Source organism: Paremcibacter congregatus, assembly GCF_006385135.1.
Classification (GTDB): domain Bacteria; phylum Pseudomonadota; class Alphaproteobacteria; order Sphingomonadales; family Emcibacteraceae; genus Paremcibacter; species Paremcibacter congregatus.
Window position 1 is genome coordinate 3,901,529 of record NZ_CP041025.1, and the last position, 15,253, is coordinate 3,916,781.

Below are 15,253 nucleotides of genomic sequence, written 5' to 3' on the forward strand. Positions count from 1 at the left end.
CGCTATGGGTTACGTCGTGTCCAAAAAAAACGTCTGGCTCCCGATATAGGGAGCCAGACGCCATTTAAATCACGGAACGTTGTGTTTTAGCTCAGATTAGAACCTGAACTTAGCTGTGAGCTGCAGACGACGCGGGTTATAAAAGCTCCGCGCTTCGCCAAAACCCGCGCTGTTGACTTTGTTCTGAATGTTATAACCGGTCTGTTTATCAAATACGTTAAACAGGTCAGCACGCAACTGGACAGTATAGCCGTTATACACCTCTATATTCTGGGTATAACTCAGGTCAAGTTGTACATGGGCATCCGTACGACGGGAACCTGCTGGTTCCGCATAACGGCTCGTATCACTTTTACTGCCTGTCAGATGGCTATACAGAGAATAATCCCATTTTTCCCACGGCTGGCCGGATTGGGCGATCAAGAAAGCACCAAGTTGCCCATCCCAATCAAACTGGTAATAGCCATAGAGTTTGAACTGGTGACGACGATCCCCACGCAGGAAACCTTCGCGGAAGTTCCAGAGCTGACGACCCGCACCGTCCGCAATAAAGGAAGATCCGATAAAGGTATCTGCATCATTTTTGGTTGTGGTGTTATCTTGGTCAAAGTTACCCGTATACCGGCTCCAGACGTAGGACGCGGATACGAATAGATTCTCAGTGGTATATTCAGCCTCAGCACTGACTTCCCAATAATGGGTATAAGCATTGTCCAGTTGAGCAATGACATAGGATGATCCACCGATTTCAGCGCGAATATCTGCCAAATTTGGGACATAATCAGTCGTAGGAGTTCCTGCGGGAGGTTCAAAACGGGACCGGGCATTGTTTTCTGTATCCTCCCAGAAATTCCCGCCTTCACGATAACGTACATGAGCTCTCAACATCAACCCATCCGTAATCTGACTATTCCAACCAATCAAAAACTCATCAATTTTACGAGGGCTCATATCTTCCTGGAATACTTTGCCAGATGACGACCTAACTGACGTGCTCTCAATAATATTGCCGGCTTCGTCGAAGAAAACATCCACTGTTTTTTGTAAATTCCGACCCCAGGACGCTGCCCGGGCCAAGGAAGATGCAGAAGGATTATAACGCGCATAATTCACATAGACAGCACTGGTATCTGAATAATCCCAATTGATGCCAAAGCGTGGCTGGATCATATCAGTCCAGTCAACTTCATACATCTTATACTGGTTTCCTAGCGCCACCTCATAACCTGAGACGGTACCTTCTTTTTCACGCAGCCCTTGACCGAAAAGAATATCGTTGCTGATCAACGCCCCTACATTAATAGTAAAATCACCTGTTTCAATGGTATCATTAATTTCCAAACTCTGCAGTTTCGATTTCGATTTGATTGAAGGCACCAATGCCGTCCCATCAACCCCTTCAAGACTCATCTGATTGAGGCGAGCGACATAATATACCGGCGTCACTCCGTCCTCAGCAAAGGTCTCTCCCCCATGGGCTGTAATGATCCCCCATCCATTTGAGTTACGCGCCAGATCTTCTTCAATTTCCTGATATTGATATCCGATATGAACGTCGTGGGTCGTATCCCCAGCGTAGAAAGACCGGTCATAGGCAACCTCAAAACTGATGCGGGAGAAGTCCTGGTCATTAATTGTAGACCCTCCACCAACAACACCACCCCCGGCTGCCACACCATTATCAAGATAGCCATACTTGTTAACCAACGGTGTAGCAAATGCATTAAAGGCATTTGCGGCATTATTATCGGGATGATTAACGTCTGTTTGATTGGGGAGGTCCCGCAATTTAGGTACAAGAAATAGCCCCTGTTTATCCAGTGCTGAAACATCCAGCTTACCGTCTAATGAACGAGGAAAGTCAAAAAGTGTATCAGGACGCCCTGTTGACTTCAGTTCAAAATTGGTAAATTTAAAACTCAAAGAACTGTCTTCATCCACAATCCAGGAGCCTTCAACAATAGCAATATCCTGTGCAGTATCCGAACCATTTGCCGCTGAAGCTGCGGTAAAACTTCCTACATCCTCCGTACGATCTGAACGGTCTGACGTCCGGTAACTGGCATCCAGAAGAATATCATCTGTCGGCGAGAAGGTCAGCTTCCCAAAAAACTCATTACGCTTACTGCTGTAATTCGGAACATCGCCGTAAGCATTGCTCACATTGTCCCGAGTCTTGGTCGGACGATAATAAGAGGTATAGAAAAATAATCTATCTTTAATGATTGGACCACTGAGATTGGCCGTAATCCAGGTTCTATCTTCATCAAACTCTAAGGGTGTATCGCCATTCTTCCGGCTACCGGTCATACCGGCTGTTTGGGTTTTGTAACTAATTTCCCCGTGGAATTCATCCGTACCGCGTTTACTGATGGTATTCATCAGGAAACCGCCTGAACGGTTAAAACCAATGGCCGTCGCGCCACCACGCACCACAGACACCTGATCAATATCATGCGAAGATGGTTCCGCAGACAGTGTCCCGAACATGGGCAGGGAAATATCAACCCCATCAAACTGGTACATATTATCCTGGCCACTGCCACCAGCATTTGGCCCACGACGTGTATCTTCGGAATATTGCACCCCGGGAATCAATTTTTGCAGATCGCGATAATCCTGACCGACTGGCAGACCTTCAATGGTTGCGGAACTGATGGAGTTCTTCAGGCTCGCCCGACCGGTAACGACGCTGCTCTGGGTACCCACCACAACAATCTCGTCAAATTCCTGGCTCTGGGCCATATCAACTTTTGATTTTTGTTGTAGTTTCACCGCTACATTACGCTTTTGTTCACTGCCATCAGGGAATTTAAACGTGAGTACATAATTGCCCGGAGGCAGCAAAGGCAGCTGATACCGGCCATTCTCAGCGGATGTGGTTGTCCGGGGTTGCGGCAGCACATCTCCTCTGGCTTCAATCGTCACACCGGCAAGAGCTGTTCCGTCTGCCTGGGTAATTCGACCGGTCACGCCACCGGCTTGCTGGGCGACGGCGGGCGCACTGATCACCAGCATACTGGAAGCCAAAGCCGCCCAGGTCAAACTCTGGGTCGCACTGAGACGCGGCTTCCTCAATAATTTTGAAATTTTTAACATTCGTTTCCTTTCCCTTATGATCACTACAGTAAATTTAAGTGGCTTTGTGGTTCTTATAGTTGTTAGAAACATTACCAATTTCAGGAGCAAAGTCAAATACCAATTCAAGTCCTTTGTGAGAAAAACGCTAAATACCGGCAATTTTACCGATAATAAGATACCAATTTAAGACCTTTATATAAGTCCTTTCCATTTTCCTTTGCCATGTGATATAGCTGATTCATGGAAAACGGATGTCGAGAACAAAGAAAACTTATTCTTACTTGCCTACAGAGCTTACCTTTTCTTTCGAACGGACTGGTCTGGCAAAGACCTCTGCTGGTCTATGACCAGTTAATTGGTCTTCTTCTTGGGTACAAAAAACGGAATAGAAGAGCTGTGACCGGCTGGCACACTCCCATGCTTCGAGGTGTGATAAAACAGTTACTCCTTCTCAATTTCCACTGGACACATAATGATTTATTGATTTAGGCTTTATTCGTGATGACAAAAAATATCTTTACCCCCGCCCCCAAACGCGTCCTGCTTCGGCATTCCTTGTTGGTTGCCAGTTTACTTTCTCTCTCCGCCTGTTTTCACAACAGTGGCACAGTCCGTTTGCCGTCTGAAAACTTCAACAGTCGCATTAGCGTCATTGTGCTTCATCATACGGCGACAAATTTTGAAGATGCCGTCAATATTCTGACCCACGCCTCCTCCAATTCGGTAAGCTCCCACTATTTGGTGCCAGAACCCGATGACGCCACATACACTGACGACAAGTTGAAGGTTTTTGAACTTGTCCCCGAATCACAACGCGCCTGGCATGCCGGACGCAGTTACTGGGCAGGAAAACAGGGACTCAATGACCAATCCATTGGCATTGAAATTGTCAATAAAGTCCATTGTGTGCCATACGATCCCCTCCCCCTTCTCTATGCAGAAAATACCGCGCATCAAGAAATGGGCCTGCCTGTCAAAACGGATTCTCCTGTTAAAACAGACATGCCTTTGGAGGAGAGCCTGCCTGTAGAGTTGGGTCTGCCTATTGAAACGAGCTCACATGAAAAGCCTGAAGCAACTGCCCCGGCTGCAGAGGCTGCCCCCCCTGAATATCCTAAGGATTTATGTTTTTACCCGGATTTTGCTGAATCACAGATCAGTGTACTGATCGAACTTTTGCAAGACATTCATGAACGCTATCCCGACTTGGACCCCACCAACATTGTTGGCCATTCGGACATTGCTCCAGACCGCAAGATCGACCCAGGCCCCCGTTTCCCCTGGCAGAGGCTGTACCAGCTCGGCTATGGCGCCTGGTATGATGATGACACGGTAACGCGTTATTGGAAAAAATTTATCGCGGCCCCTCTCCCCCTGATCACTGTCCAAAAAGCCCTTCACGCCTACGGTTATGAGATAGAGGAAACAGGGGTGTTGGACGAACAAACACGTAATGTTCTGCGGGCCTTCCAGATGCACTTTCGCCCTTCCGCCGTCACCAGCAAACCAACAGTGGAAAGCACAGCCATTTTATATGCCTTGATTGAAAAATATCGTCCTGAAGCTTTGGAGAGCCTAAATGGTAGTGTCAAATAAACTATCGCTTCGATTAGGTTCGGGATCTATTAATTTAGGAAATTTCGATTTGGTATAATTTATGATCACTCATGGTATAAGGAGACACCCCATGAGTGATCATTTTGATTTGTCATACCATCAATTAGATTATATTCGGCCCTATTTCCCAAAGTCCCATGTCAAACTACCTCGTACTTCCCCCCCACAATTAATTGGTTCTGTGCAATTTAATGCTGTAATTCCTTCAAGGCTTACAAGAAAGTTCCCGTTTACATTGTGATCACTGAGTGTTTCGTCCTGCGGAATCTTGTAACCAACGCTGCATAATTGAGGCTTCTATTGAAAATTCTTCGCGCTGAAAAAGTTAAAGTGACAGCCCCCTGAGCCGGACCGCTTTAAAAACCGTGCCAGCCGTTTTGCAGCCTATAGGAGATTTTCTGGCTTGTAAAATCGCAGGATGTTGAATCAAAAAAGCCTGCCAATACAGTGCACTAGCAGGCTTTTTATGTGTATTCTTGGTTGCATTGATATGATTTAAACCTATGACCTTCAGGTTATGATCCTGATGGGGTATATTATAACCTATTGTAAATAAACGATATAAAATCAAAATAATATTTTCCGTGCTAGAAACCGTGCTAACTCCGAACCGCCTCAAATGCAAAATGAGTATCAAAAAATTTCATGTCTGCTCGCTCACAATTCAATCTCGTCTTCACACCTACCAGAAAATTCTAAGTCTTGTTACATCACAAAGCAATCCCTCTCTGAACCAGAATTCCTCATAATGGCTCTTAGATTAATTTTCCTTATGGAACGATGAAAAAGGATCATTTGTTGTTTTTCCGCCCTTTCTTTACCTGTTGAGTTAACGCTTAATTCCAGGAGAGAAAAATTTATGACACGTTTGTCAGGGGCTGATGCCATTTTGCAGTCCGTTATCAATAATGGAGTCGATACCATTTTTGGCCTGCCCGGGGGGCAGCTCGATTATTTCTTTGATGCGATGTATCATGAAAAAAGTCGGGTGAACCTCATCGGCACCCGTCATGAACAGGGCGCGGCCTACATGGCTTTTGGCTATGCCCGCTCCACCGGTAAAGTCGGCACCTATACGGTTGTTCCCGGCCCGGGCGTGCTCAACAGCACCGCTGCGCTCTGTTCCGCCTATGCCACAGATACCCCCGTGCTCTGTATCACCGGCCAGATCCCGTCCCGGTCCATCGGCAAGGGCTACGGTGAACTGCATGAATTGCCGGATCAACTGGCCACCCTGAAAAGCCTGACCAAATACGCTGAACGGATCGAACATCCTTCTCAGGCCCCCGATGTGGTCAATCAGGCCTTCAAGGCCCTTACATCCGGCCGTCCCCGTCCGGTTTCCCTCGAAATGCCGATGGATATCATGGCGATGGAGAGTGATGTCACCCTGCAAACCGCTTATGAAAACACCCCGCTTGCACCGGATCTGGACAGAATCAAGGCAGCCGCCAAAATCCTGGGACGCGCCAAACGTCCCCTGATTGTGGTGGGCGGCGGCGCTATTCATGCTGCTGCAGAGGTCCAGGAAATTGCCGAAATGCTACAGGCGCCCGTGGTATCCTTCCGCAGTGGCCGCGGCATTGTCAGTGACCAACATTATCTTGGGCAAAACTATCCCGCCGGGCATCAACTCTGGGCTGACGCCGATGTGATTCTGGGAATCGGCACCAGGCTGCAGTTGCAACAGCAGTTCTGGGGAACCGACGATGATCTGAAGATCATCCGCATTGATATTGACCCCGTGGAAATTGACCGCATCACTGTGCCAGAGGTCGGCATTGTCGGTGATGCAAAACTGTCCCTGCAAAACCTCATCCCGGAAGTTGGCCGTCATAATGATAAACGCGAAAGCCGTGAAGAGGAGTTGAACGGACTCAAGCACAGCATGCTGCAAAAAATCGGCAAGGTTCAGCCGCAGATGTCCTACCTTGAAGTCATTCGGCAGGAACTGCCCGAAGACGGGTATTTCTGTGACGAGATCACTCAGGTTGGCTTTACGTCATGGTATGGTTTCCCGGTGTATGAACCCCGCCATCTGATCACCTGCGGGTATCAGGGCACACTGGGTTATGGATACGCCACGGCGCTGGGCGTCAAGGTGGCCCACCCGGACAAGGCCGTGATCTCTGTCACCGGGGACGGCGGGTTTCTTTTTACCGCAACTGAACTTGCCACCGCCGTACAATATGGCATCAATCTGGTGACCATCATCTTTAACAACAATAAATTCGGCAATGTTCAGCGCCAGCAAAAGGAATGGTTCGGCGGTCGTTTGATTACATCTGATCTGCATAATCCCGATTTTGTCAAATTTGCCGAAAGCTTTGGCGCCGCCGCCTACCGCACCAACAGCCCGGAAGGTCTGCGCCAGTTTATCCGTAAAGGCCTGGCCCATAATGGCCCGACCATCATCGAAGTCGAAATTACCGAAGACATGGCATCACCGTGGGAGTTTATTTTAACACCGCCCGTTCGCGGCCAGAAATAAGCCAGAATAAGAAAAATAAGAAAGACATAAGAGCATATGACACATCTCACCGCACGCCCAGGCATTCTCAAGATCGCCCCCTATAAACAGGGGGCAAGTGAAGTGGACGGGATCACAAGTCCGATTAAATTATCGTCCAATGAATCTCCTCTGGGACCCAGCCCGCGCGCCATTGCTGCTTATGAAAAAGCCGCCGCCGAATTGTTTCGCTATCCCGACGGGTCGCAGCATAATCTGATTGCCGCAATTGCGGGTCGTTTTGACCTGCCGGAAAGCAAATTGATCTGCGGCAACGGATCTGATGAACTGATTCAGATGCTGATCCGCGCCTATGTCGGGCCGGAAGATGAAATCATCATCAGCGAACAGGCCTTCGCCATGTGCCGCGTCCATGCCCTGGCCCAGGGCGCCACCGTTGTAACGGCCCCCGAACCGGACCTTGTGGCCGATGTCGACCAGATACTGGCTCTGCTGACCTCCCGCACCCGGATGGTCGCCCTCGCCAGCCCCAACAACCCCGCCGGGCGTTATCTGACAAAAACGGAACTGCACCGCCTGCATGAAAACCTGCCGGAAAATATTCTGCTTCTCGTCGACAGCGCCTATGCGGACTATGTCGAGGCCGAAGATTACGACCCGGGCTTGATGCTGGCCAACACCACAAAGAATGTTGTCATGACCCGCACCTTTTCCAAACTTTACGGTCTGTCCGCCCTGCGAATCGGCTGGGCGCTCTGTCACGAAAGCATCATTGATATTCTGCAACGGATCCGCACGCCTTTTAATACCAACGCCCCCGCCCTCGCCGCCGCGGAACAGGCCATTCTTGATGTCGCCTATGAAACCACGGTGCGCGCGCATAACACCGTCTGGCTTGAGAAACTCTCCGCAACCCTCACCGATCTCGGTATTGAAGTCATTCCCAGCGTCGCGAACTTCATTTTGATGCGCTTTCCAAATGATCCGGCCAAAAACGCCGAAAGCGCCTGGCGGTTTTTGCTGTCCAAAGGCATCATTCCCCGTCCGGTCGGCGCCGGCGGTCCCGCCAATTGCCTGCGGGTTACCATCGGGCTTGATTCAGAAAATGAAGCCGTGATTGCCGCTCTGAGCGAATTTATGAAAAGGTAACCTCATGACGCCCACCTCCACCGCCCTGAAACAGATCCAGACCTTTCTCGCCACTGAAAAAAAGATGCTCCTCAACGGGCAGTGGTGTGCGGGTCAAAAGGGGGAAATCCTCCCCGCGATTAATCCTGCAACCGAAGACATCATTGGTCGTTTCTATGCCGGGGGGACGGGCGATGTTCAGGTCGCCATTGAGGCGGCCCATAACAGTTTCCACGACAAACGGTGGCGCAACAAGACCCCGGCGGAAAAGGCCCGGATATTATGGCGCCTGGCCGACCTGATTGAGGAACACGGCGACCGGCTGGCGCTGCTGGAAACTCTGGATGGGGGCAAGCCTTATCAGGCAGCGCGTCAGGGGGAAATCCCCATGGCGGCGGAGAGCTTCCGCTATTACGCCGGCTGGTGCACCAAAATTTCCGGCAGAACCAGTGATATTTCCATTCCCGGCGATTTCCACTGTTACAGCCGCCGCGAACCGGCTGGTGTTGTCGGCCTGATCACCCCCTGGAACGGTCCTCTGGTCATGGCGGCGTGGAAAATGGCCCCGGCGCTGGCCGCCGGATGCAGTGTTATTCTCAAACCTTCGGAAGTGACTTCCCTGTCAACGCTCTATCTGGCGGAACTGATTGTCGAGGCCGGCATTCCCGACGGAGTGGTGAATATTGTGCCTGGCCCGGGCGCGACAGTGGGGGCTGCACTCGTCAACAGCCCTCTGGTGCATAAGGTCAGTTTTACCGGTTCGACCCAGACCGGCAAAAGCCTTGTCCAGGCGGCCATGGGCAATCTGAAAAAACTGACCCTGGAACTGGGGGGAAAATCACCGGTGATTGTCTATAAGGACGCCGATCTTGCAAAGGCGATCCCCGGGATCGCCGACGGGATATTTGGCAATGCAGGACAGGTTTGTGTTGCCGGATCCCGTCTGTTCGCCGCCCCGGAAATATATGATGATCTTCTCTCCGGGCTAATCGACTATGCCCAGAACATTACAGTTGGTGACGGGGTAAATCCAGAGACCACCATGGGGCCTCTCATTTCTGAAGAACACCGCGCCCGCGTCACCGGATATGTCGCAAAAGGCCTCGCCCAGGGCGCTACCCTTGCCACAGGCGGCATCGCCCTTGACCGCAAAGGCTACTTCATGACGCCAACCATTCTCACCGATGTCACGCCTGGAAATTGTGTCGCGGCGGAAGAAATCTTTGGCCCCGTTCTCTCTGTCATGAAAACCGATCATATGGATCACGTCATCGCCGCCGCCAATGCCACCGATTTTGGTCTTGCCGGCAGTGTCTGGACCCGGGATATCAGCACAGCCCATAAGACTGTCGCAGATATCAGAGCGGGTCTGATGTGGATTAATTGTCACGGCATTCCCGACATGGCGATCCCCTTTGGCGGTTATAACCAGTCCGGCTGGGGGCGTGAAGGCGGCCCGGAAGGCATCGAATATTATACCGAACTGAAATCTGTAGTGACCGCACTTTAGGTCTCTAGTCGGTTTTCAGACCATCTTTCATTTCGATAAATTTATCCGCTTCCTTCATCAACCAGTTGGTGAAGGCGCGGATCTTTGGTTGGTCAGAGGCGGTCTTGGTGCTGACCAGATAATATTTATAGGTGCAGGGAATCTTGGTTTCAAAGGGAGCCACCAAATCCCCTTTTCTCAGGGCGTCCGCCACCAACGCGCCTCGCCCCAAAGCCACGCCTTCGCCAAAGATCGCCGCCTGCATCACATGATGAGAATGGGTAAAGCCCGGCCCCCGGCTTGGGTCCACGCCCTCAACTCCCGCCTCTTCCAGCCACTCTTTCCAGCCCATAACCCCCACATCATGCAACAGTGTATGGCCTTTCAGGTCTTCCAGACTTTTTAACCCGCCCGTTTCCTTAATATAAGCCGGGCTGCAAACCGGATATATATTCTCGCTCAGGAATTTTTTAGCATGCACATGTTGCCATTTCCCGTCTCCGTAGCGGATATCCAGATCCACGTCCCCCTTACTCAACAAGTCGGTTTCCCGGTCAATGGTCACGATACGCACATCCAGATCGGGATACTGGTCCCGGAAACTTTTAAGGCGGGGCACCAGCCAGATAGAGGCAAACGAGCTCAGGGTCGAAATATTAAGGGTTTTGATCCCTTCCCGGTTGATCAGGTGGCTGGTGGCGTCCGACATAATGTCCAGCGCCCGGGTCATGGGCCCAAGATATTCTTCGCCCTCCTCGGTGAGTTTCAGGCCATTTTTCAATCGTTGAAACAGCAGCACCCCGAGCCATTCTTCCAATACCCGGATCTGGTGGCTGACGGCCGCCTGGGTGACATGCAGTTCTTCTCCGGCCTGGGTAAAGCTGAGATGACGGGCGGCCGCTTCAAATACCCGCATTGAATTCAACGGTGGTAATTTTCGGCCCATACTCTTCATCCTTTCTTGGCGACATCATAAATAAATCTAATCCACAGTATGACAAAGTCTCGTTTGCGCGCAAGCTTGAAAGTGAATATTTTCAAGGGGAAAATCACAAATAGCAGTGGAAATCCTTCTTATGAAAATCACAGACGCCAAAGTTATTGTTACCTGCCCCGGGCGCAATTTCGTCACCTTGAAAATATTCACCGATCAGGGGTTGTATGGCATCGGCGACGCCACCCTGAACGGGCGGGAAAAGTCGGTTGTCTCTTATCTGGAAGACTATGTCATTCCCTGCATCATTGGGATGGATGCCCACCGGATTGAAGACATCTGGCAATATCTCTATCGCGGCTGCTATTGGCGGCGGGGTCCTGTGACCATGTCGGCAATTGCCGCTGTCGATACGGCGCTTTGGGATATCAAGGCCAAGGCCGCCAATATGCCGCTTTATCAATTGCTCGGCGGCGCCAGTCGCGAGGCCGTGATGGTCTATGGTCATGCCAATGGCGCCGATATCGAAGAAACCAAGGATGAGGTCGGAAAATATATTGATCTGGGTTATAAGGCCATACGCGCCCAGACCGGAGTGCCGGGCATTCCGTCAACCTATGGCGTCTCCAAAGATAAAATGTATTATGAGCCAGCTGACGCCGAACTGCCGTCCGCCAATGTCTGGTCAACGACCAAATATCTTGATCATACCCCGAAATTGTTCGAAGCCCTGCGAAACACATATGGCTTTGACCCCCACCTGCTCCATGATGTCCACCATCGGCTGACACCGATCGAAGCCGCCCGTCTGGGCAAGTCTCTGGAGCCCTACCGTCTTTTCTGGATGGAGGATTGCGTCGCTGTCGACAATCAGGAAAGCCTGCACCGCGTGCGCGAACATACGGTAACGCCGCTGGCCATCGGGGAAATATTCAACACGATCTGGGACTGCAAAACCCTGATCGAACAGGAATTAATTGATTATATCCGCACCACCGTGGTGCATGCCGGAGGCATCACTCACCTGCGGCAAATCGCCGGCCTTGCCGCCCTGCATCATGTGAAGACCGGTTGCCACGGCGCCACGGATCTCTCCCCTGTCTGTATGGGGGCGAGCCTGAACTTTAACCTCTGGGTGCCTAATTTCGGGGTTCAGGAATATATGCGCCATACAGAAGAAACAGACACCGTTTTCCCCCATGCCTATCATTTCGAGGACGGCTTCCTGCATCCCGGCGACCAACCCGGTCACGGTGTCGATATTGATGAGAATCTGGCGGCGAAATACCCCTATCAGCGCGCTTGTCTGCCTGTGAACCGTCTCGAAGACGGCACCATGTGGAACTGGTGAGTCCCCTCTGAACTCAACCCGGCCAGGTCAGCGTTTGACCTGGCCCATAAACTCACCCCCGAGAAGATCAACGATTTCCTTGCGGGTCACCCGATTGATGTCCCCCGGAATAGAATGTTTCAGACAGGCCGCCGCCGTGGCGAAGTCCAGCGCTTTCTGTCCCCCCTGATTCTTCATCAACCCATAAATCAACCCGGCGGCGAATGCATCCCCCGCCCCGATCCGGTCAACAATATTCTGTAAGGAAAAATTACGGCTGACATAATAGCCACTGCGATCTCTCAGGCCTGCGCTTAAATTATGATGGTCGGCACTGATGACATCCCGAAAAGTGCTCGACATGACTTTCAGGTTGGGATAGCGCTCAAACATTTTTTCCGTCAGGGCGTAATTCCGTCCCTGACCATCCGGCGATGTATCCCCCACAGAAACATCAAGGCACAACATGCAATCCCGTTCACTGGCCATCAAAACATCCACATGCTGGACAATTTTCCGCATGATATCCGGCGCATCAAGCCTGTTGTCCCGCCACAGGCTCTCTCGGTAATTGAAATCAAAGACCACCGTCAGTCCGCAGGCTTTCGCCACACGAATGGCCTCCAGCGTCATCTCGGCAAGTTCCCCGCTTAACGCCGGAGTAATGCCTGACACCAGAAACCATTGGCTGTCGGCCAACGCGTCTTCCCACGTGATGTCGTTTTTCTGGAAATGGGCGAAGGCCGAGCCTTTTCTGTCATATATGACTTTACCGGACCGCTGATTTGATCCTGATTCCAGGAAATATTGCCCCATGCGGGCGTCATGTCGCCGGATATCAGAAGTTTCAATCCCGAAAGACCTGATATCGCCAAGGCACGCCGCCCCGATATCATTTTCCGGCACTTGGCTGACGAGTTTGCAACGAAGGCCAAACTGGGCCAGAGAAGCCAGAACATTATATTCAGAGCCGCCAAAGCTCGCCTCCAATGTCCCTGACTGCATCAGCCGTTCATGGCCCGGCGATTTCAGCCGCAGCATGATTTCACCAAAGGCCGCAACCCTTATACCATCCTCATAATCCATCAGATAATGCATGCTATTGTTCATCTTTACAGCCCCTTCCTGATCCGGGTTATTGTTTCCACCGTGGCGGCCGCATTCTCTTGTATTTCAGTGAAATTCCCTGCATCTATCAAGACTGTCGGGGCGATCCAGCTGCCGCCACAACAGATCACATTCGGCAAGGATAAATAGGCGTTAAGCTCCCCAAACCCGATTCCTCCCGTCAGCATATAGGTAATGTCTGGAAAAGGACCGGCCATCGCCGGGATAACAGCCTGGGCATTTTGCGCCGCCGCCGGAAAAAACTTAACCAGATCTATCCCCAACGTCTGCGCAGCGCCAATCTCGGTCGCGGTCGCACACCCCGGAATGAACGGCATTTCCATTCTCAGGGATTTCTCAATCAACGTGGCGTCAAATCCGGGAGAGACCATAAAGTCCGCGCCCGCCACCCGCGCCTGGTGCAGCTGCGCCAAGGTCAATATGGTGCCTGCGCCAATTATCATATGTGGCAAAGCCTGCTTGACGGCCGCGATCGCCTCTGCCGCGGCGGGTGTACGAAACGTGATCTCGGCCACGGGGAGCCCGCCATCCGACAGAGCTTGCGCCACGGGTATGGCGTCTTCAACCTGTGTCAGGGTGATCACCGGGATCACCCCGAAATGCCTTAATTTCTCGCGCAACTGCATTGAATCAAACCCACGGGTTGTTCATGGATTTCGGCGTGACCTTTTCTTCGCGGTCACGAAGCCCTCTGATGTAAAACCAGGGAAACAACAAAATAAAAAGTATGGCCGACAGGCTTTTGAAAAACGCCTTGAGCGCTCCCACCACATCGCGGGGATGGACATAGACCTTTGTCGGGATGCCCTCCCCCCCTTCATTGGTGATCACCAAGCGATTACCTTCCCGGTACATGCGCCCGACCGTCAAATTCATATTGGCCAGTTTGCTGACGACTTTCATGCTCAGTCCTCTCTTAACAAACCAATTTTCTGGGCGGCGCGGATGCGTTTTTCATGCAGATTGGCCATATCCTCGACCGTTTGACCGGCAGGCGGTGTAAACTGACCCCGGCCATACACATCAAGGAAGACTTCCCTCAAAGGCTTCATTTTATCCGCTAAATTGCGCGGCGGCCGGCCAGACGGGAACTGGTTCGGCGGGTAGATTGGGTTTTCATAGATCTGACGGAACCCTTCGGTGCGCACATCAACCCAGGTATTATGATTGCAGCGTGAGCGATGCTCGCGCAGGGATTCAATATCGATCGGACAACTGATCACCTGTTCTTCCGGATAATCCGCCCGCCGCAACACCAGACCGGTATAATCGATGATAAAGCTATGCCCCGGACAGAAGGCTTTCGGATAAAATTTGTGATCGACCGTGCCCCAGTTCGACCCCAGCAGATAACACATATTGTCATGGGCCCGGGTGCGCCGGGTAAAGGTCCAGAAGTCCCACGGCTCATTGACCCCTTCGACTTCCTGAATGGCGCCAGGGTGACAGATAACCTCGGCCCCGTTGTAGCCCAACGCGCGGGAGACTTCAGGGGTACAGCCATCATGACAGGTCATGGTGCCGAGCTTGCCAATATCCGTATCCACCACCGGAAACAGATCCTTGATATCACCACCAAAAACTTCCGAATATTCATCAAGAATATCATGGGGACTTGTGCCCAGGCCAAGAGAAGCATTGATGTGCCATTTGTGGTATTTAAGGATAACTTTCCCATTGGGGCCGATGATAAAGGCTGTATTGAACCAGCGATCCGGGAATTCCGGCACCCGTTCAATAATACCGCCGCCGGAAATATAGATATTATATTCTTTCGCTTTTTCACACAATCGGCCAATTTCCGGGCCATCAAAAGTCACCGCCTTTTTCATGAAACCGTCAAGACCGTCTTCCCCCTTGCCGGGCGTGGTCACCCCCTGCATGAAATATTCAGGCAACACCACCAGCCGCGCCGGCAATTCCCAATGATACCCCACGCTAAAGTCAATCAGATTACAGATCCGGTCGAGATTTTTACGCACCGCCGAGTGATCATCCGAGATGGTGACCTGGGGCTGGATCACAAGGGCGGTATATTTTTCGATTTTTTTTGATGGCTGAGACATAAGATCCTCG

11 protein-coding genes are annotated in these 15,253 nt (G+C 51.3%); 5 read left to right on the top strand and 6 right to left on the bottom strand.

The window, feature by feature from the left end:
- Positions 1 to 96: 96 nt before the first annotated feature.
- Positions 97 to 3,099: a carboxypeptidase regulatory-like domain-containing protein gene (locus FIV45_RS17120; RefSeq protein WP_099472910.1), complete on the bottom strand. Its 3,003-nt coding sequence runs from the start codon at positions 3,097 to 3,099 to the stop codon at positions 97 to 99.
- 597 nt (positions 3,100 to 3,696) lie between these two features.
- Here FIV45_RS17120 and FIV45_RS17125 point away from each other — a divergent pair.
- The 4 genes from FIV45_RS17125 (at position 3,697) to FIV45_RS17140 (ending at position 9,806) form a co-directional block, all read left to right on the top strand.
- Positions 3,697 to 4,677, top strand: a complete 981-nt coding sequence (locus FIV45_RS17125) for an N-acetylmuramoyl-L-alanine amidase (RefSeq protein ID WP_204602207.1) — start codon at positions 3,697 to 3,699, stop codon at positions 4,675 to 4,677.
- A gap of 880 nt (positions 4,678 to 5,557) precedes the next feature.
- Complete coding sequence (locus FIV45_RS17130) at positions 5,558 to 7,189, top strand: thiamine pyrophosphate-dependent enzyme (RefSeq protein WP_099472914.1); 1,632 nt, start codon at positions 5,558 to 5,560, stop codon at positions 7,187 to 7,189.
- Positions 7,190 to 7,225: 36 nt separating this feature from the next.
- Positions 7,226 to 8,317: a histidinol-phosphate transaminase gene (gene hisC / locus FIV45_RS17135; RefSeq protein ID WP_099472917.1), complete on the top strand. Its 1,092-nt coding sequence runs from the start codon at positions 7,226 to 7,228 to the stop codon at positions 8,315 to 8,317.
- Between the two features lie 4 nt (positions 8,318 to 8,321).
- A complete protein-coding gene (locus FIV45_RS17140) occupies positions 8,322 to 9,806 on the top strand; it encodes an aldehyde dehydrogenase family protein (protein ID WP_099472920.1) in 1,485 nt (494 codons plus the stop codon).
- Between the two features lie 4 nt (positions 9,807 to 9,810).
- Here the strand turns inward: FIV45_RS17140 and FIV45_RS17145 are convergent, their stop codons facing one another.
- A complete protein-coding gene (locus tag FIV45_RS17145; protein ID WP_165777010.1) occupies positions 9,811 to 10,731 on the bottom strand; it encodes a transcriptional regulator GcvA in 921 nt (306 codons plus the stop codon).
- Positions 10,732 to 10,861: 130 nt separating this feature from the next.
- On the opposite strand from FIV45_RS17145, the gene manD reads away from it, so the two are divergent.
- Positions 10,862 to 12,070, top strand: coding sequence for a D-mannonate dehydratase ManD (gene manD, locus FIV45_RS17150; RefSeq protein WP_099472926.1), 1,209 nt, complete (start codon positions 10,862 to 10,864; stop codon positions 12,068 to 12,070).
- Positions 12,071 to 12,097: 27 nt separating this feature from the next.
- Here manD and FIV45_RS17155 read toward each other — a convergent pair whose 3' ends face one another.
- The 4 genes from FIV45_RS17155 to FIV45_RS17170 are packed head-to-tail and all read right to left on the bottom strand — an operon-like array spanning position 12,098 to position 15,243.
- On the bottom strand, positions 12,098 to 13,159 hold the full coding sequence (locus FIV45_RS17155) for a sugar kinase (RefSeq protein WP_099472928.1): 1,062 nt from the start codon (positions 13,157 to 13,159) through the stop codon (positions 12,098 to 12,100).
- A gap of 2 nt (positions 13,160 to 13,161) precedes the next feature.
- Positions 13,162 to 13,803: a bifunctional 4-hydroxy-2-oxoglutarate aldolase/2-dehydro-3-deoxy-phosphogluconate aldolase gene (gene eda / locus FIV45_RS17160; RefSeq protein ID WP_099472930.1), complete on the bottom strand. Its 642-nt coding sequence runs from the start codon at positions 13,801 to 13,803 to the stop codon at positions 13,162 to 13,164.
- 4 nt (positions 13,804 to 13,807) lie between these two features.
- Entirely contained in the window at positions 13,808 to 14,080 is a 273-nt protein-coding gene (locus FIV45_RS17165; protein ID WP_099472932.1) for a hypothetical protein, read from the bottom strand.
- Positions 14,081 to 14,082: 2 nt separating this feature from the next.
- Entirely contained in the window at positions 14,083 to 15,243 is a 1,161-nt protein-coding gene (locus FIV45_RS17170) for a nitrilase-related carbon-nitrogen hydrolase (protein ID WP_099472934.1), read from the bottom strand.
- Between the last annotated feature and the right edge of the window lie 10 nt (positions 15,244 to 15,253).

Coding starts and splice junctions, on each gene's coding strand:
- FIV45_RS17145 (WP_165777010.1), bottom strand. CDS start 10,731: ATGGGCCGAAAATTACCACCGTTGAATTCAATGCGGGTATTTGAAGCG.
- FIV45_RS17140 (WP_099472920.1), top strand. CDS start 8,322: ATGACGCCCACCTCCACCGCCCTGAAACAGATCCAGACCTTTCTCGCC.
- FIV45_RS17130 (WP_099472914.1), top strand. CDS start 5,558: ATGACACGTTTGTCAGGGGCTGATGCCATTTTGCAGTCCGTTATCAAT.
- hisC (WP_099472917.1), top strand. CDS start 7,226: ATGACACATCTCACCGCACGCCCAGGCATTCTCAAGATCGCCCCCTAT.
- FIV45_RS17170 (WP_099472934.1), bottom strand. CDS start 15,243: ATGTCTCAGCCATCAAAAAAAATCGAAAAATATACCGCCCTTGTGATC.
- manD (WP_099472926.1), top strand. CDS start 10,862: ATGAAAATCACAGACGCCAAAGTTATTGTTACCTGCCCCGGGCGCAAT.
- FIV45_RS17120 (WP_099472910.1), bottom strand. CDS start 3,099: ATGTTAAAAATTTCAAAATTATTGAGGAAGCCGCGTCTCAGTGCGACC.
- FIV45_RS17155 (WP_099472928.1), bottom strand. CDS start 13,159: ATGAACAATAGCATGCATTATCTGATGGATTATGAGGATGGTATAAGG.
- eda (WP_099472930.1), bottom strand. CDS start 13,803: ATGCAGTTGCGCGAGAAATTAAGGCATTTCGGGGTGATCCCGGTGATC.
- FIV45_RS17165 (WP_099472932.1), bottom strand. CDS start 14,080: ATGAAAGTCGTCAGCAAACTGGCCAATATGAATTTGACGGTCGGGCGC.